Genomic DNA, 26,064 nt, shown 5'->3' on the forward strand with positions numbered 1-26,064 from the left:
CGATGCCTGAGCACGCAAGGCCGGAGCACGCCCGGCACGAGCACGTCCGTGCGTCCCACCGGGGCACACGGTCCCGGCGATGGGTCCTCCCGCTCCTCGTGGTCCTCCTGTGGCTCGTCGTGGGTGGCCCGATGGGCTCCTTCGCCGGACGGCTCGCCGAGGTGCAGGAGAACGACAACGCCGCGTTCCTGCCGCAGAGCGCCGAGTCGACACGCGTGCTCGACACCTTCCTCGAGTTCACCGGCGTGGAGACCATCCCGGCCACCGTGGTGTTCGAGCGCGAGGGCGGGCTCACCGACGACGACAAGGCCGCGATCGAGGCCTACGCCCAGGACCTCGCCGCCGTCGACCACGTCGACGCCGACGGCGTGGAGCAGCCGGTGTACTCCGAGGACGGCACCGCCGCCCAGGTCGTCGTTCCGGTGGCCAGCAGCGACGGGGAGGTCATCCAGAGCACCATCGCCGACCTGCGCGAGGTGGTCGCCGACCCGCCGGACGGGCTGACCGCGCTCGTCGGCGGGCAGGCCGGAGTGCTCGGCGACTTCATCAAGGCGTTCGGCGCGATCGACGGGATCCTGCTCGTCGTCGCCGGCATCGCGGTGCTGCTGATCCTGCTGCTCGTCTACCGCTCGCCGATCCTGCCGTTGGTCGTCGTGTTCTGCGCGCTGCTGTCCCTGGGCGTCGCCGCGGGCGTGGTCTACGCGCTGGCGACGAACGACGTGCTCGACGTCAACGGCCAGAGCCAGGGGATCCTGTTCATCCTGGCGATCGGCGCCGCCACCGACTACGCCCTGCTGATCGTCGCCCGGTTCCGCGAGGAGCTGCGCGACACCGAGTCGAAGTACGACGCGATGGGGCGCGCCTACCGGCGCTCCCTCGAACCGATCCTGGCCTCCGGGCTGACCGTGATCCTCGGCCTGCTGTGCCTGCTGCTCTCGGACCTGTCCAGCCTGCGCGGCCTCGGCCCGGTCGGGGCGCTCGGCGTCGCGTTCGCCATGCTCTCCGCGCTGACCGCCGTACCGGCGGCGCTGGTGCTGCTCGGCCGCGCGGCGTACTGGCCGTTCCGGCCCGCCTTCGGGTCCGAGCACCCCGACACCCGGGGTGTCTGGGGGCGGGTCGCGCGGCTGGTGGGGCGCCGGGCCCGGCCCGTGTGGGGGCTGACGTTCGTCGTGCTCGCGGCGTTCGCCGCCTTCCTGCCCACGATCAACGAGGACCCCGCACCGCAGACCGAGCTGTTCCTGACCGAGGTCGACTCCGTCACCGCCCAGGACGTGCTCGACCGGCACTTCACCGCCGACAGCGCCAACCCGGCGATCATCGTCACCCCCGAGAGCAAGCTGCAGGACACGCTGGCCGTGGTCGGCGCGCACGAGGGGATCGCACCGAAGGGCACGATCTACCTGCCCGATGGCCCGCCCACCGCCGAGGGCCCGCCGCCGCCCAAGGTCGTGGACGGGCAGGCGATCGTCCTCGCGACGCTCGCCGACCCGGCCGAGTCCGAGGCCGGCACGCAGACGATCCGAGACCTGCGCACCGATCTCGACGAGGTCGGCACCGGCGTCGAGGTGGGCGGCTCCACCGCGATCCTCATCGACACCCGCGACACCACCGACTCCGACCGCGCGAAGGTGATCCCGGCGATCCTCGGCGTCATCTTCGTGGTCCTCGCGCTGCTGCTGCGCTCGCTGGCCGCGCCGCTCCTGCTGCTGGTCGCCAACGTGCTCTCGTTCGGCGCCACGATGGGCGTCTCGGCGATCCTCTTCGAGCACGTCTTCGACTTCCCGTCGACCGACCCGTCGGTGATGCTGATCGGCTTCGTCTTCCTGGTCGCGCTCGGCATCGACTACTCGATCTTCCTGATGACGCGCGTGCGGGAGGAGTCGGTGCGGCAGGGCACCCATCCCGGCGTGCTCAAGGGCCTCTCGGTCACCGGCGGCGTGATCACCTCCGCCGGCGCGGTGCTCGCCGCGACCTTCGCCGCGCTGAGCGTGATCCCGATCCTGTTCCTCGCGCAGATCTCCTTCATCGTCTCGTTCGGCGTGCTGCTCGACACCCTGGTCGTCCGGTCGTTGCTCGTGCCCGCTCTCAGCTACGACCTCGGTCCCCGCGTCTGGTGGCCCTCGAAGCTGTGGCACACCCCCGACCACGCCGACCGCCAGACCGCCGCGATGCTGCACGTCGGCGAGGCCGGGGGCGTGCAGGTGGAGCGCGACTGACTCGTCGGGTGGTCGAGCCTGTCGAGACCCTTCGGGTGGTCGAGCCTGTCGAGACCCTTCGCCTGTGGACGACCGCCGACGCCTGTCGGCGGTTTCCGCGAGGCTGGACCCATGCCCGCACTCCACGGACGACACGTCCTCCCACGCCGGTCCTGGTGGCCCGGAGTGCTGGGCGTGCTCGTGGTGCTCGCCGCGGTCGCCGGGCTGTTCCTGACCCGCCCGGGGACGATGCCGAGGCCCGCCCCCGTCAGTGCCGAGGGACCGACCGTGCAGGCTGCCGCTGTCCTGCGCGGGTGGGACGCCGCCCGTGCCGAGGCGTGGGCCGCCGGCTCGGTGCGTTCGCTGCGTCGCCTGTACGTCGACGGGGCCGGCGAGCGCGATGTCGGGCTGCTGCGCGACTACCTCCGCCGGGGGCTCAGCGTCCACGACCTGCGCGTGCAGGTGCTCGCGCTCGACGTGCTGTGGCACCGGCCGGGGGAGTGGCGGCTGCGGGTGACCGACCGACTGGCGGCCGGCGCCTTCGTGACGGCCCGCCACGAGTCCGGCACGCGACAGCCGCTGCCACGCGACCAGGCGACGACGCGCGAGGTGGTGCTCGTGCGCGACGCCGGGACGTGGCGGGTGGCGGAGGTGGTGCCGCTGGAGTAGCGCCTCATCGGCTCGGCCAGTCTTGATATTCCTAGCGAAAAGACTGAATTACTATGCTTTGTGCTAGCGTCGCCCGCCACGAGAAAGAGCGACGGTGGAGAGAGCATGCGACGAGATCGACGGGCATCCAGGACGTGGTGGGCAACCATCGGCGTCGCGCTGACGGCAGTTGTCGTCGCCGCGCCGACCGCCGTCGGCGGCACAGCGACGGCCGCTGCCGGTGAGTTCGGGACGCCGGCGCCCGGGCCGGAAGGTCACCGGGTCGCGGTCGGCACCGGCGGAGCCGTCGCCACGACGAGCCCGGCGGCGACCCGCGCCGGCGTCCGGGTCCTGCGTGCGGGTGGCAACGCCGTGGACGCCGCCGTAGCCGCCGCAGCCGTGCTGGGCCTGACCAACCCGGGCAACACCGGTCCCGGTGGCCTGAACTACATGACGATCTACCGCAAGAAGCAGGACGACGCGGTGGTGATCGGCAATCGCGCGCCCGCGCCGGCCGCGTTCAAGCAGGCCGATCGGGTCGGGCTGAACGTCACCGGCGCGCTCTCGGTGGGCGTACCGACCGCGGTGAGGGGCTGGGAGCAGGCGCTCGAGCGCTACGGGACGATCTCGCTGCGCCAGGCACTGCAACCGGCGATCAAGGCAGCCCGTGACGGCTTCGTGGTCGGCACGGCGTTCCCGCGGGCCGACCGCTACAAGGCCTTCACCTCGTCCCGTGAGCTCTTCTTCGACGACGACCTCGAGCCGTACGCCGTCGGCTCCCTCTTCCGCAACCCTGACCTGGCGCGGACCTACGAGCTGATCGCGAAGCGGGGCGCGGACGCCTTCTACGAGGGGCCCATCGCCCGGGCGATCGCGGACGTCATCGAGCATCCTCCGCTCACCGACGATGCCGACCAGTACATCGCCGAGGCCGCACAACGTCCCGGCAAGCTGGTCCTCTCCGACCTGACCGGCTACCGGCAGCCGGACGTCTGGGCCCCGACCAAGGTCGACTACCGCGGCTACGACGTGTACTCCACGCCGCCGCCGGAGAGCGGGGGATCGACGGTCAGCGAGATCCTCAACATCCTCGAGGGGTTCGACCTCTCCGGTCCGGACCGGGCGCTCGCCGAGCACCGCGTGATCGAGGCGTCCAAGCTCGCCTACGCGGACCGTGCGCGCTTCGTCGCCGACCCGGAGTTCGTCGACGTGCCGCTCGAGGAGCTGCTCTCGGACGCCTACGCCGGCCAACGGCGCTGCCTGATCGGCGACGCGGCACTGTCGGCACCGGTCGCGGCCGGCGACCCGACGTCGCCCGACGGCGCCTGTGCGGACAACGGACCCGGCAGCCAGGAGGGCGACCACGTGGGGTCGACCGACCATCTCGCCGTCGTCGACAGGTGGGGCAACGCGGTCAGCTACAACGGGACGAACGTCAGCAGCAGCGGGATCGTCGTGCCGGGGTACGGCTTCACCCTCAACAACGAGATGACGAACTTCAACCCGCAGCCCCTCTTCGAGGGCGACCCCAACCTGGCCGACGGTGGCAAGCGCCCGCGAGGCAACATGGCGCCCACAGTGGTCGTCCGCGACGGGCGGCCGGTGCTCTCGGTCGGGGCCGCGGGCGGAACGACGATCCAGACGACCGTCCTCGGCATCATCGTGAACCACCTCGACTTCGGTCTGGGGCTGCCAGACGCCCTCGCGGCGGGCCGCGCATCGCAGGCCAACACGGCCACGACGTCCGCCGAGTCGCCGTTCCTGCAGACCTTCGGCAACGAGCTCACCACCAGGTTCGGCCAGCGCTTCAGCGGGAGCAGCGGGATCGCGGTCGCTCAGGGTGTCTCGGTACTTCCCGACGGACGCCTCGTGGCCGTCGCCGACGCGCGCGGCGGTGACGGGGATGCCCGTGTCCTGCGCAGCGAGGAGTGACCACCGCAGGCGGAGGTCGCGTCAGGCGTGCTCGGGGCCGATCGAGGGTTGCCACTCCCGTCTGAGCAGCCCGTAGACCCACGAGTCGGAGACGTCGCCGTTGACGACGCAGTCCTCCCGCAGCGTCCCCTCGCGCACGAACCCGAGCTTCTCCAGCACCCGGGCAGACGCCGTGTTGCGGGTGTCGGTCTCGGCCTGGACGCGGTTCAGGTCCAGCGTGTCGAAGGCCCACCGCAGCAGGGCGCGCGCGGCCTCCGTGGCGTAGCCCTGGCCCCAGGCGGCCTCGGCGAGGCAGTAGCCGAGGGAGGCGCTGCGGTAGTCCGGGTTCCAGCGGTTCAGGGTGCACCAGCCGACGAACGTGCCGTCGCTGACCCGGTCCACCGCGAGGCGAGCCCCGGTGCCCTCCTCGGCCATCCGCCGGCTCAGTGACAGGAACCGGTCGGCGCGCGAGCGTTCGCTCCAGGGCGGCGCGTCCCAGTAGCGCAGCACGAAGGCATTGCTGTGCAGCGCGTAGAGGTCGTCGCGGTCGGTGTCGGCGACGGGACGCAGTCGGAGACGAGCCGTCTCCAGCGTCGGGGTGGGCAGCGACACGACGGCCGCTAGATCCGGCCGAGCGCCGACAGCAGGCGGGTCTCCAGGGTGGGGTGCTCGAAGACGAATCCCTCGTCGAGCAGCCGGCGCGGCTCCACCCGTGTCGACCCGAGCAGCTCGCTCGACACGTCGCGCAGCAGCGTCCTGATCGCGAATGCCGGCGCGCGGACAAGTTTCGGGCGGTGCAGCAGCTCGGCGAGCTGCGCGGTGAACTCCGCCTGGGTCGTCTGCTGCGGGGCGGTGAGGTTGTACGCGCCCTCCGCCGCGTCGTTGCCGGCGAGCCAGGTGGCAGCGCGCAGCCAGTCGACGAGGGAGATCGTCGAGAAGTACTGCTCGCCGCTGCCGATCGGGCCGCCCACGCCGGCTTTGAACTGCCGCAGCATCGGCTTCAGCGCGCCTCCGCGCCGGTCGAGCGCCACCCCGGAGCGCATCACGACGACCCGGGCGCCGGCCTCGCCGGCCGGCTCGGTGCACGCCTGCCACTCGCGGGTGACCGTGCCCATGAAGGTGTCGGCGTCCGTCGGGGACTTCTCGGTGACGACCGAGTCGCCGCGGTCGCCGTAGCCGGCGATGCCGTTCTGGGCGAGGAACGTCGGCTTGCGGTCGGACGCGGCGATCGCGGCAGCCAGCGTCCGGGTGGTGGCCGTGCGGCTGGTGACGAACGTGCGCTTGTAGGACTCGGTCCAGGGGAAGTGCGCCAGGTTCGCGCCTGACAGGCACGCGACGACGTCGGCGGACTCGATGACGTCGCGGTCGACGCTGCCCGTCATCGGGTCCCAGGACGACTCGTTGGCCGAGAGGGCCTCGCCGCGCACGAGGCGCACGACCTCGTGCCCCTCGCGAGCGAGGTGGTCGCGCCACGCCGTACCGAGAAAGCCGGAGGCCCCGGCCAGGACGAATCTCATGAGCCGACCCTAGCCAGTCGGCCGTGCTCCGAAACGCGTCGTGCGCGCGACCCCTCCCCGACGGGAGGCGCCGCGCGCACGACGGGCGCTGCGGTGGGGTGCCGCTCAGACCTCGAACTGACCCGCCTCGAGGCGCTGCTTGACCTCGCTGAGGAAGCGGGCGGCGTCGGCGCCGTCGACGAGCCGGTGGTCGTAGGTGAGCGCCAGGTACACCATGTTGCGCACCGCGATCGTCTCGCCGAGGTTCGCGTCGTCGATGACCACGGCCCGCTTGACCACCGAGCCGGTGCCGAGGATCGCGACCTGCGGCTGGTTGATGATCGGGGTGTCGAAGAGCGCGCCCCGGCTTCCGGTGTTGGTCAGCGTGAACGTGCCGCCGGCCAGCTCGTCGGGACCGATCTTGTTGGTGCGCGTGCGCTCCGCAACGTCAGCGATCTTGCGGGCGAGCCCGGCGATCGACAGGTCGCCGGCCTCCTTGATCACCGGGACGAGCAGACCCTTGTCGGTGTCGACGGCGATACCGAGGGCCTCGTGGTCGAAGTAGGTGACCTCGCCCTTCTCGGTGTCGATCGACGCGTTGAGCGACGGGTGCTGCTTGAGCGCGTCGATGGCCGCCTTGGCGAAGAACGGCATGAACGACAGCTTCACGCCCTCGCGGGCGGCGAACTCGGCCTTGGCGGCGTCACGCAGGCGCGCGATCGACGTCACGTCGACCTCGACGACCGTGGTGAGCTGGGCCGAGGTCTGCAGCGACTCGACCATCCGCTTCGCGATGACCTTGCGCAGCCGGCTCATCTGCTCGGTCTTGCCGCGCAGCGGGCTCGGCGTCGGCGCCGCCGGGGCCGGAGCCTGGCCACCGGCAGCCGGAGCGGCCGAAGCGGCCGGCGCGGCTGCGGGCTCGGGCTGGGCCTTCGCGGCCTCTGCCGCGTCGAGGACGTCCTGCTTGCGGATCCGGCCGCCGACACCGCTACCGGTGAGGGTGGCGAGGTCGACACCGTGCTCGGCGGCCATCTTGCGGACGAGCGGGGTGACGTACGCGCCGTCACCCGAGCCCTCCGCCTGCGCGGCGGCGCGAGGCGCGGCCTGCGGCTGCTGCGCGGGCTCCGGGGCCTGAGCCTCCGGCGTGGCCTGCTGGGTGGCCGGCCGCGGCGCGGGTGCGGGAGCCGACTGGGAGGACGCCTCGGCGGCGCCGTCGCTCTGGCCGGACTCGTCGGCCGGCTTCGCCTCGGGCTCGGGCGTCGGCTCGGGCTCGGGCGCCTTCTCCTCGGCCGGGGCCGGGGCGGGCTCGCCGCCTCCCGAGGGCGCGGCGTCGCCGGAGCCGATCACGGCCAGCTCGGCGCCGACCTCGACGGTCTCGTCCTCGTTGACCTTGATCTCCAACAGGGTGCCGGCGACGGGCGAGGGGATCTCGGTGTCGACCTTGTCGGTGGAGACCTCGAGCAGCGGCTCGTCGACCGCGACCTCGTCACCGACCTGCTTCAACCAGCGGGTGACGGTGCCCTCGGTGACGGACTCGCCGAGCGCGGGCAGCGTGACCGGGGTGCCGGAGCCGCCGCCGGAGCCACCGGAGCCGCCGGCCTGGCCGGCGGCGTCGGAGGACTGCTGCTCGGGCGCGGTGTCGGCGGACCCCTGTGGGGTCTCGGCCTGGGCCGGGGCCTCGTCGGTGCGGGCGGCGGGCGGGTCGGTCTCGGTCTCGGTCTTCTGCGCACCGGACTCGTCGGCACCGTCGGCGCCGCTCTCGTCGCCGGGTGCGGCCTGGTGCTCCTGGGCGGCGGTCTGCTCGGGCTCGGACTCCTGGCCGCCGCCGTCGGAGGAACCGGCGGACTCGCCCTCGTCGCCGACGGTGCAGAGCTCGGCGCCGACCTCGACGGTCTCGTCCTCCTGCACCTTGATCTCGATCAGCGTGCCCGCCACGGGCGAGGGGATCTCGGTGTCGACCTTGTCGGTCGAGACCTCGAGCAGCGGCTCGTCGACCGCGACGGTGTCACCCGGCTGCTTCAGCCAGCGGGTGACGGTGCCTTCGGTGACGGACTCGCCGAGGGCCGGGAGGGTGACTGAGGTCGCCATTGCGTTCCTTCGCTCCTTGGGTGCTTCGCTGGTCTGAGAAGTCCGGTGATCGTGAGTCTATGAGTGGGCGTGCAGCGGCTTCCCGGCGAGCGCGAGGTGCGCCTCGCCGAGCGCTTCGTTCTGGGTGGGGTGCGCGTGCACGAGCGGCGCGACGTCCTCGGGGTGCGCCTCCCAGGCGTAGATGAGCTGCGCCTCGCCGATCAGCTCGCCGGCACGGGCCCCGATGATGTGTACGCCGACGACCGGGCCGTCCTTGGTGCGCACGAGCTTCACGAAGCCCTGCGTCTTGAGGATCTGGCTCTTGCCGTTGCCGCCGAGGTCGTAGGTGAGCGACTCGACGGCGTCGGCGCCGTACCGCTCCTGCGCGGCTGCCTCGGTGAGCCCGACGGAGGCCACCTCCGGGTCGCAGTAGGTCACCCGCGGAACCGTCGACTCGTCGATCGGGGCCGGCTCCAGGCCCGCGACCTCCTCGGCCACGAAGATGCCCTGCTGGAAGCCGCGGTGCGCGAGCTGGAGACCGGGCACGATGTCGCCGACGGCGTACACGCCGTCGACGTTGGTGCGCAGCCGGTCGTCGGTGAGCACGAAGCCGCGGTCCATCGAGACGCCCTGCTCGTCGTAGCCGAGCCCCTGCGTCGTCGGGCCGCGGCCGACGGCGACGAGCAGCACCTCGGCCTCGATCACGTCGCCGCCCTGGACGGTGACCTTCACGCCCTGGTCGGTGTGCTCGACCGACTCGAACGGGGTGCCGGTGCGAAAGCCGATGCCGCGCTTGCGGAACGACCGCTCGAGCGTCTTGGAGACCGCCTCGTCCTCGAGCGGGACGAGCCGCGGCAGTGCCTCGACGATCGTGACGTCGGCGCCGAACGACTTCCAGACGCTGGCGAACTCGCACCCGATGACACCGCCACCGAGCACGACGGCCGACGCCGGCACATGGTCGAGCTGGAGGGCGTGCTCGCTGGTGATGACCTTCTGGCCGTCGACGTCGAGCCCGGGGAGACTCTTGGAGTAGGAGCCGCTGGCGAGGACGACCGCCTTCGCCGCGGTGTACGGCGTGCCGTTGACCTCGACGGTGCGCGGGCCGGTCAGCCGGCCCTCGCCCTCGATCACGGTGATGCCGCGGCCCTTGATCAGGCCGGTGAGGCCCTTGAAGAGACGGGAGACGACGCCGTCCTTGTACTTGTTGACGCCGCCCATGTCGATGCTCTCGAAGGTGGCGTTGACGCCGAACTGCTCGGACTCGCGGGCCGAGTCGGCCACCTCGGCGGCGTGCAGCAGCGCCTTGGTGGGGATGCAACCGACGTGCAGGCACGTGCCGCCGAGCTTGCCCTTCTCGACGAGGGCCACCGACAACCCCAACTGGGCGGCGCGGAGGGCGCAGGCGTAGCCGCCGCTCCCGGCCCCGAGAATCACGATGTCGAACTGCTGATCGCCTCCGGCTCCGCTCGTGTCGGTCACCGTCACTCCGTCCTGTGTCCCAGATATGGCCAGCTCTGCCAGTCGGGTCGTACCCGCCCGTCATCCTTGCACCAAACCCGAGATGGTCGACACCCGGTCCCACGGCCCGTACCCCGTGGCCGCTGTGCCTGAACAGCGGGTCCCGCTTCGCCTCATGCGCCACACTTGCGGCATGGGGTTGATGGACCGGTTCCGCCGCGGCGGGACGAAGATGCGCCGGCCGAAAGGCCAGGGGCCGACGACGGTCCGCGCCTCGGACGGCGCCGACGCGAAGCACCTCGAGGAGTTCGCCCGCAGCCGGCGCGGCGTCGAGGGCTTCGTCGAGCCGCGCACCGCAGTCAGTGACGTCACGATCATGCTCGTCGCGCACGACGGTGAGTGGACGCGCCGGCGGGTGCCGTCGGTGCAGTGGGCACACGCGTTCGCGAACAAGCACGGCATCCCGTCGTACGACGCCGCGGTGGTCGGCTACCCGGCGCGGATGCGCGAGTGGAACCGGCGGCAGAAGCAGAACGGCCTCTCCTGACCCGCCCAGGGCCTCCTAGGCGCTGGTCTCCGCCATCTCCCGCGCCAGCTCGACGAGCGTGGCCACGGTGACCCCGGTGCCGCCGGCCGTCACGTGGCCGTACGCGCCGCGCTTGTTGAAGCCGGGGCCGGCGATGTCGACGTGCGCCCAGGCCTGCCCCTCGGGCACGAAGGCCTGGAGGAAGGCCGCGGCGTAGCTCGCACCGCCGTAGAGGTCCACGTTGTGCTGCATCAGGTCGGCGACGGTGCTGTAGGTGCGCACCTTGACCGGCATCTCGTCCGAGATCGGCATCGGCCAGTGCGTCTCGCCGACGCGTGCGCCGGCCTCGCGCACCCGCGCCACCACGGCGTCGCTGCTGCCGAACAGCCCGCTCACCCGGTCGCCCAGCGCGGTCTCGCAGGCGCCGGTGAGCGTGGCGACGTCGACGACGAGGTCGGGCTTCGCGTCGCCGGCCATCGAGAGCGCGTCGGCGAGCACCAGGCGCCCCTCGGCGTCGGTGTTGAGCACCTCGACGGTCTGGCCGTCGTGCATGGTCAGCACGTCACCGGGCCGGGTGGCGGTGCCCGACACCATGTTCTCCGCCATCGGCACCCAGGCCGTCACCTCGACCGGCAGGCCGAGCTCGGCGACCGCCAGGGTCGCGCTGACCACGGCGGCGGCACCGGCCATGTCGGACTTCATCGTCACCATCGACGGCCCGGGCTTGATAGTCAGGCCGCCGGAGTCGTAGGTGATGCCCTTGCCGACCAGGCCGAGGTGCGCGTGCGCACCCCGGGGCTTGTAGTGCAGCCGGACCAGCCGGGGCGGGTTCGCCGACCCCTGGCCGACGCCGAGGATGCCGCCGCACTGCTCGTCGGCGAGCGCCTTCTCGTCGAGGACGGTCGCGGTCACCTTGCCCTTGCGCTTGGCCTTGGCCGCGTCGACGACGGCGTCGGCGAAGGCGGGCGGTGCCAGGTCGCCGGCGGGCGTGTTGACCCAGTCGCGGGTGCGGGCGACCGCGGCGGCGACGACCTGCGCGGTCTCGAACGCCTCCTGCGTCGCGGCGGCGCGGGCCGCCGGGCTCAGCACGACGACCTCGCCGGGGGTGTCGTCGTCGCCCTTGCTGCTCTTGTACGTCGTGAACGTGTAGCCGCCGAGCAGGTAGCCCTCGGTCGCCGCCCGCACGTGCGCGGCGTCGTCGGCCGGCAGGGCCAGCGCGACGGTCGCCGCGTTGGTCACGGTGCGCGCGGCCGCCCCGGCGGCGCGGCGTACCGCGTCCGGGTCCACCTTGTCGGCCGGGCCGAGCCCGACCACGACCAGGAGCGGCGACTTCAGCGTGCCCCCGGTGGGGATCCGGGCGACCTCGCCGCGCTTGCCGGTGATCCCGAGCGTCGCGAGCAGCGGACCGAACTTGCGCCCGTAGGCCGAGGCGACGTCCTCGCCGCCCGACGCCGCGACGACGCCCTTGCCGGCGCTCACGACGCCGATGACGAGGGCGTCGGTGCGGGTCTTGGCCGGGGAGCCCTTGCGCAACGTGTAGGTGGTCATCAGCGCAGAGCCTAGCCGCGGTCGGCACGTGGATCCGCCGGGGATGCGCTGGGGTAGGTTGCGGCCATGCCTGACCTGAAGACCTCCCCGCTGCACGACAAGCACGTCGCACTGGGCGCGAAGATGGCGGAGTTCGGGGGCTGGCTGATGCCGCTGGAGTACGCCGGGGTCCTCAAGGAGCACAACGCCGTCCGCGAGTCCGTCGGCGTCTTCGACGTCAGCCACCTCGGCAAGGCGGTGGTGCGCGGTCCGGGCGCGGCGGCGTACGTCAACGCCTGCCTGTCCAACGACCTCGGCCGGATCGAGCCGGGCAAGGCGCAGTACACCCTGTGCTGCGACGACGCGACCGGCGGCGTCGTCGACGACCTGATCGCCTACCTGCACGGCGACGACCACGTCTTCCTGATCCCGAACGCCGCCAACACCGCCGAGGTGGTCCGCCGCCTCGCGGCGGGCGCTCCGGACGGCGTCGAGGTGGTTGACCAGCACGCCGACTTCGCGATCCTCGCCGTGCAGGGCACGCACTCCGACGAGGTGCTCGACGCGATGGGTCTGCCGACCGGGCACGACTACATGTCGTTCGTCGAGGCCGAGTACGCCGGGCACACCGTCGTCGTCTGCCGCACCGGCTACACCGGCGAGCGCGGCTACGAGCTCGTCGCGCCCAACGCGGTCGCCGGCGAGCTGTGGGACGCGATCCTGGCGGCGGGGGAGTCGCACGCGATCGCGCCGGCCGGGCTCGGGGCCCGCGACACCCTGCGCACCGAGATGGGCTACCCGCTGCACGGCCAGGACATCAGCCTCGACGTCACGCCGGTCCAGGCCCGGCTCGGCTGGGCGGTCGGCTGGAAGAAGGACGCCTTCTGGGGCAAGGACGTGCTGGTCCGCGAGAAGGGGGAGGGGCCTAGCCGGCTGCTGCGCGGCCTGGTCGCCTCGGGGCGGGGCATCCCGCGCCCGGGCATGCGGGTGCTGCTCACGCCGGACTTCGCGGTCGGTGCGGTCACGTCCGGCACGTTCTCGCCGAGCCTGAAGAAGGGCGTCGGGCTCGCGCTGATCTCCGCCCAGGTGCAGGAGGGCGCCGAGGTCTCGGTCGACGTCCGCGGACGGGCCGAGGTCTTCACCGTGACCAAGCCGCCGTTCATGACGCCCGGCGTGCGCGAGAGCTGATCAGCCGGCCGCGACCAGCGCGACGAGGGCGACGGTGAACGTCGCCTCGACCACCGCACCGAGCACGTCGCCGGTGATGCCGCCGAACCGGCGTACGGCGCGCCGGCCGACGAGCAGACCGCCGAGCAGCCCGACCAGCGCGAACCACGGGGACGGACCCGAGACGACCACGGTCGCGGCTGCCCCGACGACCAGCACGGCGAGCACGACGAGCGCGGCCGTGGCCCGCGAGACCGACCCGGCGACCATCGCGCCGAGCCCTTCCGGACGCGCGGCCGGGATGCCGGCCAGGCAGGCCAGGGGCAGGACGAGCCGGCTCACCACCAGCGCCGCGGCGACGTCGGCCGGCCCGTGCCGGGTCGTCAGCAGGAACGCGACGCTGACGACCTGGGTCAGCAGCACGAGCACGAGGGTGACGACGCCGAAGGGGCCCACGTCGCCCTTGCGCATCACCTCCAGCGCGCCCTCGGCCGGGCGGCCCGAGCCGAGCCCGTCGGCGGTGTCGGCGAGGCCGTCGAGGTGCATGCCACGCGTGAGCAGGGCGAGGGTGCCGACGACCAGGACGGCCGTCAGCTGGGGCGGGACGAGGTCCTCGAGCACGACGGTCTCGACGAGCACCACCAGCGCCAGGACGAGCCCGACGAGGGGAGCCAGCGCCATCGCCCGCCCGGCGGTACGGCGGTCGACGGACGGCACCTTGACCGGCAGGACCGTCAGCGTGCCGAACGCCAGGCGCAGCGCGTTCACAGCGGTGACACGCGGCCGGCGACGCACCAGCGCACGTCCTCGGTGGCGGCCGCGACCAGCGCGTTGAGCCGGCCCATCTCGTCGCGGAACCGTCGCCCCGACGCGGTGTCCGGCACCACGCCCTGGCCGACCTCGTTGCTCACCGCCACAACGCGCCGGGTGGTCGCGCGCCAGGCCCCGACGAGTGCGTCGACCTCGTCGCGAACCGCCTTGCGCGCCGCGGACCCCCAGGCCGCGTCGGACCAGGCGTCGTGCCGGTCCATCACTCGGGTCAGCCACAGGGTCAGGCAGTCGACAAGCAGCGGTGAGCCGTCCGCGGTCAGCAGCCCGACGAGGTCGAGGGTCTCGACGGTCGACCAGTGGTCGGGCCGGTCGGCCCGGTGCAGCCGCACCCGCTCGGACCACTCGTCGTCGTGGTCGGCCGGGTAGGCCGTCGCCACGTAGACGACCTCGGCGCGGTCGCGCAGCAGCCGCTCCGCCTCGCGGGACTTGCCGGACCGGGCGCCGCCCAGCACGAGCGTGCGCGTCACCTCGCGCGGCGCCGGGCGCGTGCCGGCGAGCGACGTACCGTCGTCGACCACGCGCGCGCCCCAGTCCGCCAGCCGCCGGGCGAGCTCGGCGGTCGGCGGGTTGTGGTGCGACAGGTGGATCGCGACGACGTCGGTCCCGTCCTGCACCGCGCCCACCCCGCGCAACAGGCGCAGCTGGTCGGCGAACGTCGTCAGGTGCAGGTGGTCGGTGCCGTGGTCGGCCTTGTCGCCGAACGTCTCCTCCAGCAGCACGGTGTCGTACGCCGCGCCGGCTGCCGCCGCGACCGTCTCGTCGGGCAGCCGGCCCGTGTCCGTGGCGTAGAGCAGCCGGGCGCCTCCGGAGGCCACGTCGTAGAGCACGGCGTCGTCACCGTGGGAGGCCGCGAGGACGCGGACGTCGTACGGCCCGAGCGACAACCGGTCGCCGGGAGACACGGTCGTGAATGTGACCGCGGGGTCGTCCGGGGCCAGCCACATCCGGGCCTGCTCGACCACGGACGGCGGCCCGACGACGTCGAGCGGCGCGTCACCGACCCAGGACCGGAACAGCAGGAACGCGGGGGCGCAGTGGTCGGGGTGCGCGTGGGTGATCAGCACGTGCCGCAGCCGGGACAGGTCGACGCCGGCCCGCTGCGCGGCGTGCGGCGTCTCGGGGCCGCAGTCGAGCAGCAGCACGTCGTCGACGAGGGCCGCGGTCTGCCCGCGCAGCCGGCCGGCGGCCCGTTCGGTGGCGCAGGACGGGCAGGTGCAGAAGGGGTTCGGCCAGCCGTCGGCCGACCCGGTGCCGAGCAGCCGGACGTCCATCAGGAGCTGCCCGAGTGCTCGAAGACCACGGGGGCGTCGAAGGCCGCGCGGCGGCCGGCCCTGCGCAGGGCTCGCAGGAGCGAGCGTCCGGCCAGCGCGATCACCAGCAGGGAGACCAGCGACCGGCCGAGGTCCCACGCCAGCGACGTGGTGACGTAGAAGACGAGGTAGCGCGCGAGGTTGTCGGCGACCGGGGCGCCGGCGACGTAGGAGACCTCGGGGCCGTACGCGGCGAACGGCCAGAACCACAGGTTCATCAGGGCCCCGAAGGCGAGGCCGACCGCCGCGGCGTACCCGGCGACGACCGCGATCTCGACCCGCCCACGCGCCGGCGGCAGGCACCCGGCGAAGAAGCCGACCCAGCCGGCCGCGACCATCTGGAACGGCAACCACGGGCCGACCCCGCCGGTGAGCAGCGCGCCAACGAAGATCGTCACCGCGCCGAGGACGAACCCGAAGCCCCTGCCGAACACCCGTCCGCCCAGGATGATCACGGCGAAGCTCGGCTCCAGGCCCGCCGTGCCGGGCCCGAGCGCGCGCAGCGCGCCGCCGACCGCGGCGAGCATGCCGAGCATCGCGACGGCCTTGGCGTCGAGGACCCCGGAGGTCAGCTCGGAGAGCACCACGACCGCGAGGAGCGGCAGCAGCGCGACGAAGACGAACGGCGCGTCCCCGGAGTGTGAGGTGTCGAGCGCCGCGCCGGGCTCGATCACGAACGGCCAGCCGAACGCGACGAGGCCGACGAGGAAGACCAGCGCGAGCGACAGCCCTGAGCGGGCGCGGACCGGGACCAGCGTGCTCATCGCGGGATCCGGCTTCCCGACGCCAATGCCACCGCGACCTCGGTCGGCGTCAGCCAGCGCTGCGGCGCGAGCACCTTGGCGACCTGCGGCGCGAAGGCCGGCGACGACACCACCACGTCGGCGGTGGGTCCGTCGGCGACGAGCTCCCCGTCGGCGACGACCAGCACCCGGGTGGCCACCTCGGCGACGAGCTCCACGTCGTGGGTGGCCAGCAGCACGGCGTGGCCGTCGGCGGCGAGGTCGCGCAGGATCTCGACGAGCCGGTGCTTGGCCGTGTAGTCGAGGCCGCGGGTCGGCTCGTCGAGCAGCACCAGCGGCGGCTCGGCCGCCAGCACGATCGCCAGGGCGAGCGTGAGCCGTTGCCCCTCGGACAGGTCCCGCGGGTGCTGGTCGAGCGGGACGCCGGTCGAGAGCCGCGCGAACAGCTCCTGCGTCGTGCCCGCCGTCAGGTCGCCGTCGCGGTCGGCCTGAGTGCACTCGTCGCCGACGGTGGTGGCGTAGAGCAGGTCGCCGGGCACCTGGGGCACCAGGCCGACGTGGCTCAGCAGGTCGGCGGGCGGCAGCTCGGTGGGCACCTGGCCGTCGACGACGACGCGACCGCCGGACGGGCGCTTCGTGCCGACGAGCGCCTTGAGGAGGGTGGACTTGCCGGCACCGTTGCGGCCCATCAGCGCCACCACCTCGCCCCGGCGGAGGGTGGCGGAGATCCCGCGGAGCGCGGGCACCTGGTGGTACGACGCCACGAGGTGCTCGACCTCGGCGACGACGTCGCCGGTGACGGCGGTCTCGCGGTCGGGAGGCTCCACCTCGGTGAGCGTCTCGCGCAGCGGAGCGGCCTTGCGGCGCGCGTCGCGCACCGCGAGCGGCAGCGGCTGCCAGCCGGCGATCCGGCCGAGCTCCACCACCGGCGGTGCGACGGGGGCGTCGGCCAGCACGTCGGCGGGTGCGCCCGAGACGACCGGACGGCCGTCGCCGGGCACGAGGACGACGCGGTCGGCGTACTGCGCCACCCGCTCCAGGCGGTGCTCGGCGAGCACGACGGTGAGGCCGAGGTCGTGCACCAGCCGCTGCAGCGTGGCCAGCACCTCCTCGGCAGCGAGCGGGTCGAGCGCCGAGGTCGGCTCGTCGAGCACCAGGATCCGCGGGTGCGTGGTGAGCACCGAGCCGATGGCGACCCGCTGCTGCTGACCGCCCGAGAGGGCGGCGAGCGGCCGGTCGCGCAGGTCCGCGAGGCCGAGCAGGTCGAGCGTCTCCTCGACCCGCTTGCGCATCACGTCGGCCGGCAGCCCGAGCGACTCCATGCCGTAGGCGAGCTCGTCCTCGACGTTGTCGGAGACGAAGCCGGACAGCGGGTCCTGCCCGACGTACCCGACGACGTCGGCGAGGTCCCGCGGCCGGTGGTGCCGGGTGTCGCGGCCGTCGACGAGCACGCGGCCGGTCAGGGTGCCGCCGGAGAAGTGCGGGACCAGGCCGTTGATCGCTCGCAGCAGCGTGGTCTTGCCCGAGCCGGTGCGGCCGACGACCAGGGCCAGCTCGCCCTCGTCGATGCGCAGGTCGACGCCTGCGAGCACGGGCCGGTCCGCGTCGGTGAACCGGACGCCGGCGTCCTCGAAGCGGATCACGCGGCCACCTCCAGCGGGCGCGGCGCCCGGACGACGGGCAGTGGGGGAGCGAGGACGGCGGGCAGCATCGCGACCAGGATGCCGAGCACCGCGATCGTCGGCACCGGCGGGACCATCACGACGGTCGCGAGGTACAGCTCCTCGGGCGCGACCGCCACGTTGACGAACATGGCGACGGCCGCCGTCACGCCGCAGCCGGCGACCAGCCACTCGGGCAGCGCCCAGGGGTCGGGGCGGTACCGCGTCCGTCCGGTACGGCGTCCGCCGACGGCGATCCCGGCGGCGGCGATCACCGACCCGGCGAGCAGCATCGGCAGGCCCAGCCACGACGACGTGGTGCCGTCGAGCAGCCCGTAGACGCCGACGCACACGCCGAGCAGGCCGCCGAACACCAGCACCCCGGTCAGCCGGCGCGAGACCCGGGAGTCGTCGGTGGTGCGGCCGTAGCCGCGGGAGTCCATCGCCGCGGCGAGGTCCACGGAGTGCTCCAGCGCGCCCTCCAGCACCGGCATGGCCAGGCGCTTGAGCGAGCCGAGGCCGCGGGTCTTGCGGCCGCGCAGCCGGTGTGCCTCGCGGACGCGCTGCGCGTCGGTCACCAGCTGCGGGGCGAACGTCAGCGCGATCACGCAGGCGACTCCGATCTCGTAGAGCGCACCGGGCACGTAGCGGAGCAGCCGCCGCGCGCTGCCCAGCGAGTTGGCCGCGCCGATGCAGCACAGGATCACGGCGAGCTGGAGGCCCTCGTAGAACGCACGCAGCACCGCCTCGAGGGTGACCTCCCCGCCGAGCTTGAGCCCGCTGCCCTCGGGCATCGGCACCTCGGGGAGGGTGAACAGCACGGTCGGGCCCTGCGACCCGGTGGACAGCAGCGCCTGGAACACGATCCGGACGGCGATGATGACCAGCGCCAGCTTGAGGAAGGCGCCGTACGACTTAGCCCACGGGGCGGTGCTCCGGCGGGCGGAGACCACCAGCCCGGCCACGGCGAGGATCAGCAGCAGCGGCACCGGGTTCTGCGTGCGGCTCGCGGCCGCGGCGAGGCCGATGGCCCACAGCCACCACGCCCCCGGGTGCAGGCTCCGGGGGAACGTGAGGCGTGACTGCGGGCGCACCGGCGTCTCGGCCCGGTCAGGAGTCGCGGTTGCGTCGCGACAGCGGGATCGCGACCGCGCCGATCACCACGACGAGCGCGATGACCGCCACGAGGGGCCAGCTGATGCCGCCCTCGTCCTCGGCCGAGGCCTCGTCGGTGGAGTCGCCGGCGGTCGCGGAGGCGTCGTCGGAGGGGGCCTCCGAGTCGGTGGCGGCGGTCGCCGCCGCGGGCAGCGCGAACGCGACGGTCGCCTGGTCCTTCTCGACCTGCGCGTCCTTGACGGTGTCGAAGCAGGGACCGGAGGCCGGGTAGCCGTCGATGGCGCAGATGCCGCCCTGCTCGGTGCGCACGTCGGCGACGGACTCGAGGGTCTGGAGGCCGGACGCGTCCTCGGGGACGACCGCGCAGTAAGCGGTCGGCTCAACGGGGGTGCTGCCGCCGGGGGCGTCGGCCTCGGTGCCGTAGTCGACCAGGACCGCGACGCGCTTCTCGCCGTCGCCGGAGTCGGTGCCCTCGCAGACCTGGTCGAACCCGGTCTCGGCGAGGTCGGCGCGGGGCTCGATGCCGACCTGCTCGGTGGAGGTGCCGAAGCGCCAGCCCTCGACGGCGCCGTCCCTCGGTGTGGTGTCGGCCGGACCCTTCTGGGCGAACGCGTAGGCCTCGTTCTCGACCTGGAAGTAGTTCCAGTACTTGTAGCCGTCCTCGGCGCTCGCCGGACCGGCGGTGGCGAGGAGGGTGGCCGGCGCCAGCACGACGGCGGCCAGGACGCCTGCGATGCGGCGCAGGGTGGTGTGCGTGCCCATGGGGCCCTTTCTTGCGGCGATCCGAAGACGGGACCGGACCGCGGGGCGCCCCAGAGCATGCGGGTGACCGAGTCCGGCTCCGTCCCGTAGACCTCGACGGATGTGGGGAGCCGCTGCCTGGTCGCGGTGTTCCGGCTCGCCGTACCCGCTCGTCGCGGACGGCCTACGGTTGCGGGTCAGCGCCGGCTTCGGACCGGCTTTCCCGCGACGCGGCAGTTCTGTGTTGCGCCCTCAATCTCCCACGCGCCGCGAACCGGCGTCAAAGGAACCCGGTCGGTGGACACCGTTACCCTCGCCACATGACGCACTCGCTGGAGTCCTCCGCGTTCGGCACCCCCGAGCCGCACCCGTCCCACGTGTGGCACTGGCGGTTGGAGGACGCCGACGGCAACGAGGTGACGTCCGGCGAGGGCAGTCCGCGCTTCCCGTCGCAGAGCGACGCCGAGTCGTGGGTCGGCGAGGTCTGGCGCGACCTGGCCGACGACGGCGTCGACCAGGTCACGCTGCTCGAAGGCGACCGCGAGGTCTACGGCCCGATGAGCCTGCACGCGGCCGGCTGACCGCGGCTAGCCGTTCCGCCGGCTCGGCGACTGGGTCTTCGCCGGGTCGCGCTCGACGACCGGGTCGAGGATCTCGTCGATCTTCTTCAGCAGGTCCGGGTCGAGGCGTACGCCGGCGGCCCTGACGTTCTCGGTCACCTGCTCGGGCCGGGAGGCGCCGATGATCGCGGTCGACACGTTGGGGTTCTGCAGCACCCAGGCGACCGCGAGCTGCGCCATCGACAGGTCGGCCTCCTCGGCGAGCGGAGCGAGCTCCTGCACCCGGGTGAGGACGTCGTCGCGCAGCCACCGCGACACCATGTCCGCGCCGCCCTTGTCGTCGGTCGCCCGCGAGCCGGCCGGCGGCTGCTCGCCCGGCTTGTACTTGCCGGTCAGCACGCCCTGCGCGATTGGCGACCAGACGACCTGGCCGATGCCGAGCTCCTCGCTCGTCGGCACGACCTCGGTCTCGATGACGCGCCAGAGCATGGAGTACTGCGGCTGGTTGGACACGAACGGGACGTGCAGCTCACGCGCCAGCTCGTGCCCGCGGCGGAGCTGGTCGGCCGTCCACTCCGAGACGCCGATGTAGTGCGCCTTGCCGGCCTTCACGACGTCGGCGAACGCCTCCATCGTCTCCTCGAGCGGCGTCGCGTCGTCGTACCGGTGCGCCTGGTAGAGGTCGACGTACTCGGTCTGCAGCCGTCGGAGCGAGCCGTCGATCGACTCCATGATGTGCTTGCGGGAGAGCCCGGAGTCGTTGTGCCGCTTCTCGTTGGTCGGGAAGTAGACCTTGGTGAAGATCTCGAGGCCCTCGCGGCGCTCGCCGGCCAGCGCCTTGCCGAGCACGGTCTCGGCCGCGGTGTTGGCGTACACGTCGGCGGTGTCGAACGTCGTGATCCCCTCGTCGAGGGCCTGGCGGACGCACGCCAGCGCGGCGTCCTCCTCGACCTGCGAGCCGTGGGTGAGCCAGTTGCCATAGGCGATCTCGGAGATCCGGAGACCGCTGCTGCCGAGGTGTCGGAATTCCATGTCGTCGAACGTACCCACGGACGGTGACGACGCATCACGCCACTAGGTTGGCCGCATGCTCGTCGCCTTCAGCATCAGCCCGACCGCCGCCGACGACACCGGCGGCGTCAGCGCCGCGGTCGCCGAGGCGGTGCGCGTCGTCCGCGAGTCCGGCCTGCCCCACGAGACCAACGCGATGTTCACCAACATCGAGGGGGAGTGGGACGAGGTGATGGCCGTGGTCAAGCAGGCCGTCGACGTCGTCGCCGCGACCTCACCGCGCGTCGGGCTGGTGCTGAAGGCCGACATCCGGCCCGGCTTCGAGGGTCAGCTCACCGCCAAGGTCGAGCGCGTCGAGCGTCACCTCGCCGGCTGACCACCGATATCGGTGGTCCGACCGTGACCTATGGGTCACCCTTCGACTACCGATATCGGTATCGAGCCACTCCCGGGGACGAGGTCGAGCGCGCCCGGTCAGTAGCGGTCGGGCAGCTTCTCGCCGACCTTGACCTGCCGCTTGGGCAGCCGCAGCCAGCGCATCTGCAGCGCCCGTAGCACGGCGTACGACGTCACGCCCTTGTGCGAGTCGTCGGGGAACCGGGTGCGCACCTCGCGCTTGAGCCGCCACACCATCAGCACGGTGTCGAGGGCCACGACCAGGATCGTGGCGCTCCACAGCCCGTTGGCGAAGGTCGGGTTGAAGGTCTGCGCGACCATGATCACGACCAGCAGGGGCAGCAGGAACTCCGCCATCGAGATCCGGGCGTCGACGAAGTCGCGGGTGAACTTCTTGACCCGGCCCTGGTCGCGGGCGGGCAAGTAGCGCTCGTCGCCGGTGCGCATCCCCTCGCGCATCTTGGCGTTCTGCTTGGTCCGCTGGTCACGCAGCGTCTGCCGGGCGGCCTTCTTGTCCATGGGGGCACGGGCCCGCGCCTTGGCGGCGGCCTCGGCCTCCTTGCGGGTCGGCGTCGGCCGGCCCTTGCCGCCCTCCTTGACCTCGGCGGTGGTGGCGGCGCTGGCGGTCTCGTCGGACTTGGAACGTCGGAACAACGGGCTCGAACTCTTCTCTGGCACAGGGGAGCGGTCGTGAGGTCTCACGATACCGCCGCGCCGCAGGTGCCCCGCGACGAGAAGGCTTCCGGCGTACGGCGGGGGAGGACCGGAACTCTCTCCCGATCCCACCCGTTCTGACCGTAGGGTGGTCGGCGTCGGCAGACCGTCACCCAAACCACCCGAGACAGAACGAGGGGGCCCGCCCGTCATGAGCCTCATGAAGCGCATGAGCCTGATCTTCCGCAGCAAGGCCAACAAGGCGCTCGACCGCGCCGAGGACCCGCGCGAGACGCTCGACTACAGCTACCAGCGCCAGGTGGAGCTGCTCTCGAAGGTGCGTCGCGGCGTCGCCGACGTCGCCACCAGCCGCAAGCGGGTCGAGCTCCAGGTCGCCCAGCTCGAGCAGCAGGAGAACAAGCTGACCGAGCAGGCCAAGAAGGCCCTCTCGATGGGCCGCGAGGACCTCGCCCGCGAGGCGCTCACCCGCAAGTCCGGCCTGGCCGGTCAGGTGAGCGAGCTGCGCCAGCAGCAGGCCCAGCTCCAGGGCGAGGAGGAGAAGCTGACGGTGGCCTCGCAGCGGCTCCAGGCCAAGGTCGAGGCCTTCCGCACCCGCAAGGAGACGATCAAGGCCACCTACACCGCCGCCGAGGCGCAGACCCGGATCAACGAGGCGTTCTCCGGCATCTCCGAGGAGATGGGCGACGTCGGCCTCGCGATCCAGCGGGCCGAGGACAAGACCGCGCAGATGCAGGCGCGCGCGGGTGCCATCGACGAGCTGATCGCCTCCGGCGCGCTCGACGACGCCACCGCCATCGGTCAGGGCGACGACATCGCCCGCGAGCTCGAGGCGCTGTCCTCGGGCTCCGACGTCGAGGCCGAGCTCGCCGCCCTCAAGGCGGGCGGGTCCGGCAGCTCCGCGCCGCAGGCGCTCGAGGCCGGCGACTCCACCCCCGCCGCGCAGCCGACCGCCCAGCCCGTCGCCGAGCCGGTCGCGGAGGAGACCAAGCAGGAGGGTCAGCCGTGATCATCCGGATCCTGGGCGAGGGCCAGTACGACCTGCCCGAGGCCGAGGTGTCCGGCCTGAACACCCTCGACGACACCCTGGAGCAGGCCGTCGAGGCCGGCGACGACGCGGCGTTCACCGAGGCCCTGGCCGGCCTGCTGACGGCCGTCCGGGGTTCCGGCTCCCTGCTCGCCGACGACTCCCTCGAGGACTCCGACCTGATCCTGCCGCCCGCCGACGCGAGCATCGACGAGGTCCGGGAGATGCTCACCGGCGAGGGCCTGATCCCCGGCTGACGCCCCCCACCGCACCGCACGAAGGACGACACATGGCGCACACACGGTTCATCAAGGACACCGGCCTCACCGCCCGGATGACGCTGGTGATGTTCCTGCTCGGTGCGCTGCTCGTCGGGTTCGTCGCGGTGCTCCTCGCCGCGTTCGGCAACAGCCCCGGGCTGATCCTGCTCATCGGCGGGATCGGCCTCGGCGTGGTCTGGTTCCAGTGGTACAACTCCGACACCTTCGCGATGAAGGCGATGCGGGCCCGCGAGGTGACGCCCGAGCAGGCACCCGAGCTGCACGCCGTCATCGACCGGCTCTGCGCGCTGGCCGACATGCCCAAGCCGCGCGTGGGGATCGCCTACACCGACCTGCCCAACGCGTTCGCGACCGGCCGCTCGCCCAACCGGGCCGTGGTCTGCGTGACGACGGGCCTGCTCGACCGGCTGTCGGCCGAGGAGGTCGAAGCGGTCCTCGCGCACGAGCTGTCGCACGTCGCCCACCGCGACGTGCTCGTCATGACCCTCGCCTCGTCGGCCGGCATCATCGCCGGGATGGCCACGCGCGGCGCGCAGTACGGCGCGATCTTCGGTGGCCGCGGCCGCGACAGCAACAGCGGCGGCGCACCCGTGTGGCTGGTCGTCCTCGTGGTCAGCATGGTCACCTACGCCATCAGCTTCTTCCTGACCCGGCTGCTGTCGCGCTACCGCGAGCTGTGCGCCGACCGGTCCGGCGCGTTCCTGACCGGCAAGCCCTCGGCCCTGGCCAGCGCGCTCACCAAGATCACCGGTGACATCGCCAGCATCCCCAACAAGGACCTCCGCTCGGCCCAGTCGATGAACGCCTTCTTCATCACCCCGGCCATCAGCGGCATGTCGCTGAAGACACTCACCTCGACCCACCCGTCGCTGGAGCAGCGGCTCGAGCAGCTCGCCAAGATCTCGGCCGAGCTCGGCCGTCCCCTCGACGGCGGCTTCCCGCAGCCCGGCCAGCCGGGTCAGCTGTGAAGATCGTCGACGCGCTGCTGGGTCGCCGGCCCAAGGTCCGCAACGACCTCGACGACCTGTTCGCCGTACCCACCGCGGCGATCACCCTGCAGACCGCCGCCTCGTTCGAGCCGACCGGCGTGGGCGCGGTCTGCTTCCGGGCCGCCGAGGGTGCCGCGTTCGCCGCGGCCGAGGCCGAGATCACCGCGGTGCTCGACAACGACGAGGACCCCGATCTGGAGCGCCAGGTCGACGAGTTCGGCTTCACCTGGCTGATCGCGCGCCAGGACGACACCTCGGCGCTGGTCACCGACCTGCACGCGATCAACACCGCGCTCGAGGCGCAGGGCTTCGGCCCGCAGCTGCTGTGCTCGCTGGTGTCCTTCAAGGACGCGACCGGCCGGCCGCTCGCGCTGGTGTACCTCTACAAGCAGGGCACCTTCTACCCGTTCGCGCCGAAGCCGGGCGCCGGGCAGCAGCGCGACAACCTGCTCGAGATGCAGGTCCGCGACCTGGTCAAGAACGACCTGCCGGTCGAGCCGGACATGCAGCGCTGGATGGCGGTCTGGGGAGCCCCCGGCGTCTAGTCCTTCGCCGCGGTGCGGGCCGGGAGGTCGAGCATCCGCTGCAGCGCGACCAGCGCCCACTTCTCCGTCTCCGGGTCGACCTGGATCTGGTTGACGACGGTGCCGGCGACGAGGTTCTCCAAGGCCCACACCAGGTGCGGCAGGTCGATCCGGTTCATCGTCGAGCAGTAGCAGACCGTCCTGTCCAGGAACACGATGTTCTTGTCCGGGTGGGCGTCCGCGAGGCGCTGGACGAGGTTGAGCTCGGTGCCGATCGCCCACGAGGAGCCGGCCGGGGCGGCCTCGATCGTCTTGATGATGAACTCCGTCGAGCCGACCAGGTCGGCCTTGGTCACGACCTCGTGCTTGCACTCGGGGTGGACCAGGACCTGCACGTCGGGGATCTTCGCCCGCAGCTCGTCGACGACCTCGGCGGAGAACCGGCCGTGCACCGAGCAGTGCCCGCGCCACAGGATCATCTTCGCGTCGCGGAGCTCCTCGGCGGTGAGGCCGCCGTTCTGCTTGTGCGGGTCCCAGACGACGCAGTCGTCGAGCGAGTAGCCCATCTGCAGGACCGCGGTGTTGCGGCCCAGGTGCTGGTCGGGGAGGAAGAGGACCTTCGCGTCGGGCTTCTGGGCGAACGCCCACTCCAGCGCGACCTGCGCGTTGGACGAGGTGCAGACGGCGCCGCCGTTGCGGCCGCAGAACGCCTTGATGTCGGCCGAGGAGTTCATGTAAGTGACGGGTACGACGCTGTCGGCGATGCCGGCCTCGACCATCGCGTCCCAGGCGTCCTCGACCTGCGCGATCCGCGCCATGTCGGCCATCGAGCAGCCGGCGGCGAGGTCGGGGAGGATCACCTTCTGGTCGGGGCCAGTGAGGATGTCGGCCGACTCGGCCATGAAGTGCACGCCGCAGAAGACGATGTACTCCGCGTCCGGACGGGCGGCCGCGTCCCGCGCGAGCTTGAACGAGTCGCCGGTGACGTCGGCGAACTGGATGACCTCGTCGCGCTGGTAGTGGTGGCCGAGCACGAACAGCCGCGACCCCAGCGCCTCCTTCGCGGCCCGCGCGCGGGCGACCAGGTCGGGGTCGGAGGCGGCCGGCAGGCTGCCCGGGCAGTCGACGCCGCGCTCGGAGGCCGGGTCGGTGCCGCGCCCGAGCACGAGCAGGGGGAGGTCGGTCGTCGTCACGGCGTCATCTT

25 protein-coding genes are annotated in these 26,064 nt (G+C 72.6%); 11 read left to right on the top strand and 14 right to left on the bottom strand.

Going from position 1 to position 26,064, the window contains the following annotated elements:
* The first annotated feature begins 2 nt into the window (after nucleotides 1–2).
* From ETU37_RS21215 to ETU37_RS21225, 3 genes are all read left to right on the top strand, one after another.
* Nucleotides 3–2,216 (top strand): MMPL family transporter, encoded by a 2,214-nt coding sequence (locus ETU37_RS21215; RefSeq protein ID WP_129989327.1) that lies wholly within the window; start codon nucleotides 3–5, stop codon nucleotides 2,214–2,216.
* Between the two features lie 111 nt (nucleotides 2,217–2,327).
* Entirely contained in the window at nucleotides 2,328–2,864 is a 537-nt protein-coding gene (locus ETU37_RS21220) for a hypothetical protein (protein ID WP_129989328.1), read from the top strand.
* Between the two features lie 105 nt (nucleotides 2,865–2,969).
* Complete coding sequence (locus ETU37_RS21225; protein ID WP_129989329.1) at nucleotides 2,970–4,775, top strand: gamma-glutamyltransferase family protein; 1,806 nt, start codon at nucleotides 2,970–2,972, stop codon at nucleotides 4,773–4,775.
* A 21-nt stretch (nucleotides 4,776–4,796) separates the two neighbouring features.
* Here ETU37_RS21225 and ETU37_RS21230 read toward each other — a convergent pair whose 3' ends face one another.
* From ETU37_RS21230 to lpdA, 4 genes are all read right to left on the bottom strand, one after another.
* The gene (locus ETU37_RS21230) at nucleotides 4,797–5,366 is read right to left on the bottom strand and encodes a GNAT family N-acetyltransferase (protein WP_129989330.1); all 570 of its coding nucleotides are present in this window, start codon (nucleotides 5,364–5,366) and stop codon (nucleotides 4,797–4,799) included.
* A gap of 8 nt (nucleotides 5,367–5,374) precedes the next feature.
* Entirely contained in the window at nucleotides 5,375–6,271 is an 897-nt protein-coding gene (locus ETU37_RS21235; protein WP_129989331.1) for a TIGR01777 family oxidoreductase, read from the bottom strand.
* Nucleotides 6,272–6,376: 105 nt separating this feature from the next.
* On the bottom strand, nucleotides 6,377–8,338 hold the full coding sequence (sucB, locus tag ETU37_RS21240) for a 2-oxoglutarate dehydrogenase, E2 component, dihydrolipoamide succinyltransferase (RefSeq protein WP_129989332.1): 1,962 nt from the start codon (nucleotides 8,336–8,338) through the stop codon (nucleotides 6,377–6,379).
* A gap of 57 nt (nucleotides 8,339–8,395) precedes the next feature.
* Nucleotides 8,396–9,799, bottom strand: coding sequence for a dihydrolipoyl dehydrogenase (lpdA, locus tag ETU37_RS21245; protein WP_129989333.1), 1,404 nt, complete (start codon nucleotides 9,797–9,799; stop codon nucleotides 8,396–8,398).
* Nucleotides 9,800–9,971: 172 nt separating this feature from the next.
* On the opposite strand from lpdA, the gene ETU37_RS21250 reads away from it, so the two are divergent.
* On the top strand, nucleotides 9,972–10,325 hold the full coding sequence (locus tag ETU37_RS21250) for a hypothetical protein (protein ID WP_240755870.1): 354 nt from the start codon (nucleotides 9,972–9,974) through the stop codon (nucleotides 10,323–10,325).
* Between the two features lie 15 nt (nucleotides 10,326–10,340).
* Here ETU37_RS21250 and ETU37_RS21255 read toward each other — a convergent pair whose 3' ends face one another.
* Nucleotides 10,341–11,852 carry a leucyl aminopeptidase gene (locus ETU37_RS21255; RefSeq protein ID WP_129989334.1) on the bottom strand — a complete coding sequence of 504 codons (1,512 nt, stop codon included), beginning with the start codon at nucleotides 11,850–11,852 and terminating at the stop codon, nucleotides 10,341–10,343.
* A gap of 66 nt (nucleotides 11,853–11,918) precedes the next feature.
* Here ETU37_RS21255 and gcvT point away from each other — a divergent pair, with 66 nt between their 5' ends.
* The gene (gene gcvT, locus ETU37_RS21260) at nucleotides 11,919–13,019 is read left to right on the top strand and encodes a glycine cleavage system aminomethyltransferase GcvT (protein ID WP_129989335.1); all 1,101 of its coding nucleotides are present in this window, start codon (nucleotides 11,919–11,921) and stop codon (nucleotides 13,017–13,019) included.
* Here the strand turns inward: gcvT and cobS are convergent, their stop codons facing one another.
* From cobS to ETU37_RS23375, 6 genes are read right to left on the bottom strand one after another with little or no spacing between them, the layout of a single operon-like run.
* A complete protein-coding gene (gene cobS, locus ETU37_RS21265; RefSeq protein ID WP_240755871.1) occupies nucleotides 13,020–13,766 on the bottom strand; it encodes an adenosylcobinamide-GDP ribazoletransferase in 747 nt (248 codons plus the stop codon). It lies immediately after the preceding gene.
* Nucleotides 13,763–15,100, bottom strand: coding sequence for a bifunctional adenosylcobinamide kinase/adenosylcobinamide-phosphate guanylyltransferase (locus ETU37_RS23775; protein WP_129989336.1), 1,338 nt, complete (start codon nucleotides 15,098–15,100; stop codon nucleotides 13,763–13,765). Before ETU37_RS23775 ends, cobS begins: the two co-directional genes overlap by 4 nt.
* Nucleotides 15,100–15,903, bottom strand: coding sequence for an ECF transporter S component (locus tag ETU37_RS21275; protein WP_129989337.1), 804 nt, complete (start codon nucleotides 15,901–15,903; stop codon nucleotides 15,100–15,102). The genes ETU37_RS23775 and ETU37_RS21275 overlap by 1 nt, the downstream gene beginning before the upstream one ends.
* A complete protein-coding gene (locus ETU37_RS21280) occupies nucleotides 15,900–17,525 on the bottom strand; it encodes an ABC transporter ATP-binding protein (protein WP_129989338.1) in 1,626 nt (541 codons plus the stop codon). Before ETU37_RS21280 ends, ETU37_RS21275 begins: the two co-directional genes overlap by 4 nt.
* Entirely contained in the window at nucleotides 17,522–18,637 is a 1,116-nt protein-coding gene (locus ETU37_RS21285) for an energy-coupling factor transporter transmembrane component T (RefSeq protein ID WP_129989339.1), read from the bottom strand. The genes ETU37_RS21280 and ETU37_RS21285 overlap by 4 nt, the downstream gene beginning before the upstream one ends.
* Nucleotides 18,638–18,653: 16 nt before the next feature.
* Nucleotides 18,654–19,421, bottom strand: a complete 768-nt coding sequence (locus ETU37_RS23375; RefSeq protein WP_165372631.1) for an SCO2322 family protein — start codon at nucleotides 19,419–19,421, stop codon at nucleotides 18,654–18,656.
* 299 nt (nucleotides 19,422–19,720) lie between these two features.
* Between ETU37_RS23375 and ETU37_RS21295 the strand changes: the two genes are divergently transcribed.
* Nucleotides 19,721–19,981: a YegP family protein gene (locus ETU37_RS21295; protein WP_129989340.1), complete on the top strand. Its 261-nt coding sequence runs from the start codon at nucleotides 19,721–19,723 to the stop codon at nucleotides 19,979–19,981.
* 6 nt (nucleotides 19,982–19,987) lie between these two features.
* Here the strand turns inward: ETU37_RS21295 and ETU37_RS21300 are convergent, their stop codons facing one another.
* Nucleotides 19,988–20,992 (bottom strand): aldo/keto reductase family protein, encoded by a 1,005-nt coding sequence (locus ETU37_RS21300; protein WP_129989341.1) that lies wholly within the window; start codon nucleotides 20,990–20,992, stop codon nucleotides 19,988–19,990.
* A gap of 55 nt (nucleotides 20,993–21,047) precedes the next feature.
* Between ETU37_RS21300 and ETU37_RS21305 the strand changes: the two genes are divergently transcribed.
* Nucleotides 21,048–21,347, top strand: a complete 300-nt coding sequence (locus ETU37_RS21305; protein WP_129989342.1) for a thiamine-binding protein — start codon at nucleotides 21,048–21,050, stop codon at nucleotides 21,345–21,347.
* A 98-nt stretch (nucleotides 21,348–21,445) separates the two neighbouring features.
* On the opposite strand, the gene ETU37_RS21310 is transcribed toward ETU37_RS21305, so the two are convergent.
* Complete coding sequence (locus ETU37_RS21310) at nucleotides 21,446–22,021, bottom strand: DUF3043 domain-containing protein (protein WP_240755872.1); 576 nt, start codon at nucleotides 22,019–22,021, stop codon at nucleotides 21,446–21,448.
* A gap of 211 nt (nucleotides 22,022–22,232) precedes the next feature.
* Here ETU37_RS21310 and ETU37_RS21315 point away from each other — a divergent pair, with 211 nt between their 5' ends.
* From ETU37_RS21315 to pspAB, 4 genes are read left to right on the top strand one after another with little or no spacing between them, the layout of a single operon-like run.
* Nucleotides 22,233–23,048 carry a PspA/IM30 family protein gene (locus tag ETU37_RS21315; protein ID WP_129989344.1) on the top strand — a complete coding sequence of 272 codons (816 nt, stop codon included), beginning with the start codon at nucleotides 22,233–22,235 and terminating at the stop codon, nucleotides 23,046–23,048.
* Nucleotides 23,045–23,323, top strand: a complete 279-nt coding sequence (gene pspAA / locus ETU37_RS21320; RefSeq protein ID WP_129989345.1) for a PspA-associated protein PspAA — start codon at nucleotides 23,045–23,047, stop codon at nucleotides 23,321–23,323. The genes ETU37_RS21315 and pspAA overlap by 4 nt, the downstream gene beginning before the upstream one ends.
* A gap of 32 nt (nucleotides 23,324–23,355) precedes the next feature.
* Nucleotides 23,356–24,315 carry a zinc metalloprotease HtpX gene (gene htpX / locus ETU37_RS21325; protein WP_129989346.1) on the top strand — a complete coding sequence of 320 codons (960 nt, stop codon included), beginning with the start codon at nucleotides 23,356–23,358 and terminating at the stop codon, nucleotides 24,313–24,315.
* Nucleotides 24,312–24,881 (top strand): PspA-associated protein PspAB, encoded by a 570-nt coding sequence (gene pspAB, locus ETU37_RS21330; RefSeq protein ID WP_129989347.1) that lies wholly within the window; start codon nucleotides 24,312–24,314, stop codon nucleotides 24,879–24,881. Before htpX ends, pspAB begins: the two co-directional genes overlap by 4 nt.
* Here pspAB and nadA read toward each other — a convergent pair.
* Nucleotides 24,878–26,053: a quinolinate synthase NadA gene (gene nadA / locus ETU37_RS21335; protein WP_129989348.1), complete on the bottom strand. Its 1,176-nt coding sequence runs from the start codon at nucleotides 26,051–26,053 to the stop codon at nucleotides 24,878–24,880. The two genes, pspAB and nadA, sit on opposite strands and share 4 nt — an antisense overlap.
* Between the last annotated feature and the right edge of the window lie 11 nt (nucleotides 26,054–26,064).

This window comes from Nocardioides iriomotensis (assembly GCF_004168035.1).
Lineage (GTDB): Bacteria > Actinomycetota > Actinomycetes > Propionibacteriales > Nocardioidaceae > Nocardioides_B > Nocardioides_B iriomotensis.

Bases quoted from the DNA above. Each gene is read 5' to 3' on its own strand.
- gcvT (WP_129989335.1), top strand. From the start codon at position 11,919: ATGCCTGACCTGAAGACCTCCCCGCTGCACGACAAGCACGTCGCACTG.
- ETU37_RS21315 (WP_129989344.1), top strand. From the start codon at position 22,233: ATGAGCCTCATGAAGCGCATGAGCCTGATCTTCCGCAGCAAGGCCAAC.
- ETU37_RS21220 (WP_129989328.1), top strand. From the start codon at position 2,328: ATGCCCGCACTCCACGGACGACACGTCCTCCCACGCCGGTCCTGGTGG.
- ETU37_RS21300 (WP_129989341.1), bottom strand. From the start codon at position 20,992: ATGGAATTCCGACACCTCGGCAGCAGCGGTCTCCGGATCTCCGAGATC.
- ETU37_RS21250 (WP_240755870.1), top strand. From the start codon at position 9,972: ATGGGGTTGATGGACCGGTTCCGCCGCGGCGGGACGAAGATGCGCCGG.
- sucB (WP_129989332.1), bottom strand. From the start codon at position 8,338: ATGGCGACCTCAGTCACCCTCCCGGCCCTCGGCGAGTCCGTCACCGAA.
- ETU37_RS21235 (WP_129989331.1), bottom strand. From the start codon at position 6,271: ATGAGATTCGTCCTGGCCGGGGCCTCCGGCTTTCTCGGTACGGCGTGG.
- ETU37_RS21225 (WP_129989329.1), top strand. From the start codon at position 2,970: ATGCGACGAGATCGACGGGCATCCAGGACGTGGTGGGCAACCATCGGC.
- ETU37_RS23775 (WP_129989336.1), bottom strand. From the start codon at position 15,100: ATGGACGTCCGGCTGCTCGGCACCGGGTCGGCCGACGGCTGGCCGAAC.
- ETU37_RS21215 (WP_129989327.1), top strand. From the start codon at position 3: ATGCCTGAGCACGCAAGGCCGGAGCACGCCCGGCACGAGCACGTCCGT.
- ETU37_RS21255 (WP_129989334.1), bottom strand. From the start codon at position 11,852: ATGACCACCTACACGTTGCGCAAGGGCTCCCCGGCCAAGACCCGCACC.
- ETU37_RS21275 (WP_129989337.1), bottom strand. From the start codon at position 15,903: ATGAGCACGCTGGTCCCGGTCCGCGCCCGCTCAGGGCTGTCGCTCGCG.
- ETU37_RS23375 (WP_165372631.1), bottom strand. From the start codon at position 19,421: ATGGGCACGCACACCACCCTGCGCCGCATCGCAGGCGTCCTGGCCGCC.
- htpX (WP_129989346.1), top strand. From the start codon at position 23,356: ATGGCGCACACACGGTTCATCAAGGACACCGGCCTCACCGCCCGGATG.
- ETU37_RS21305 (WP_129989342.1), top strand. From the start codon at position 21,048: ATGCTCGTCGCCTTCAGCATCAGCCCGACCGCCGCCGACGACACCGGC.
- ETU37_RS21295 (WP_129989340.1), top strand. From the start codon at position 19,721: ATGACGCACTCGCTGGAGTCCTCCGCGTTCGGCACCCCCGAGCCGCAC.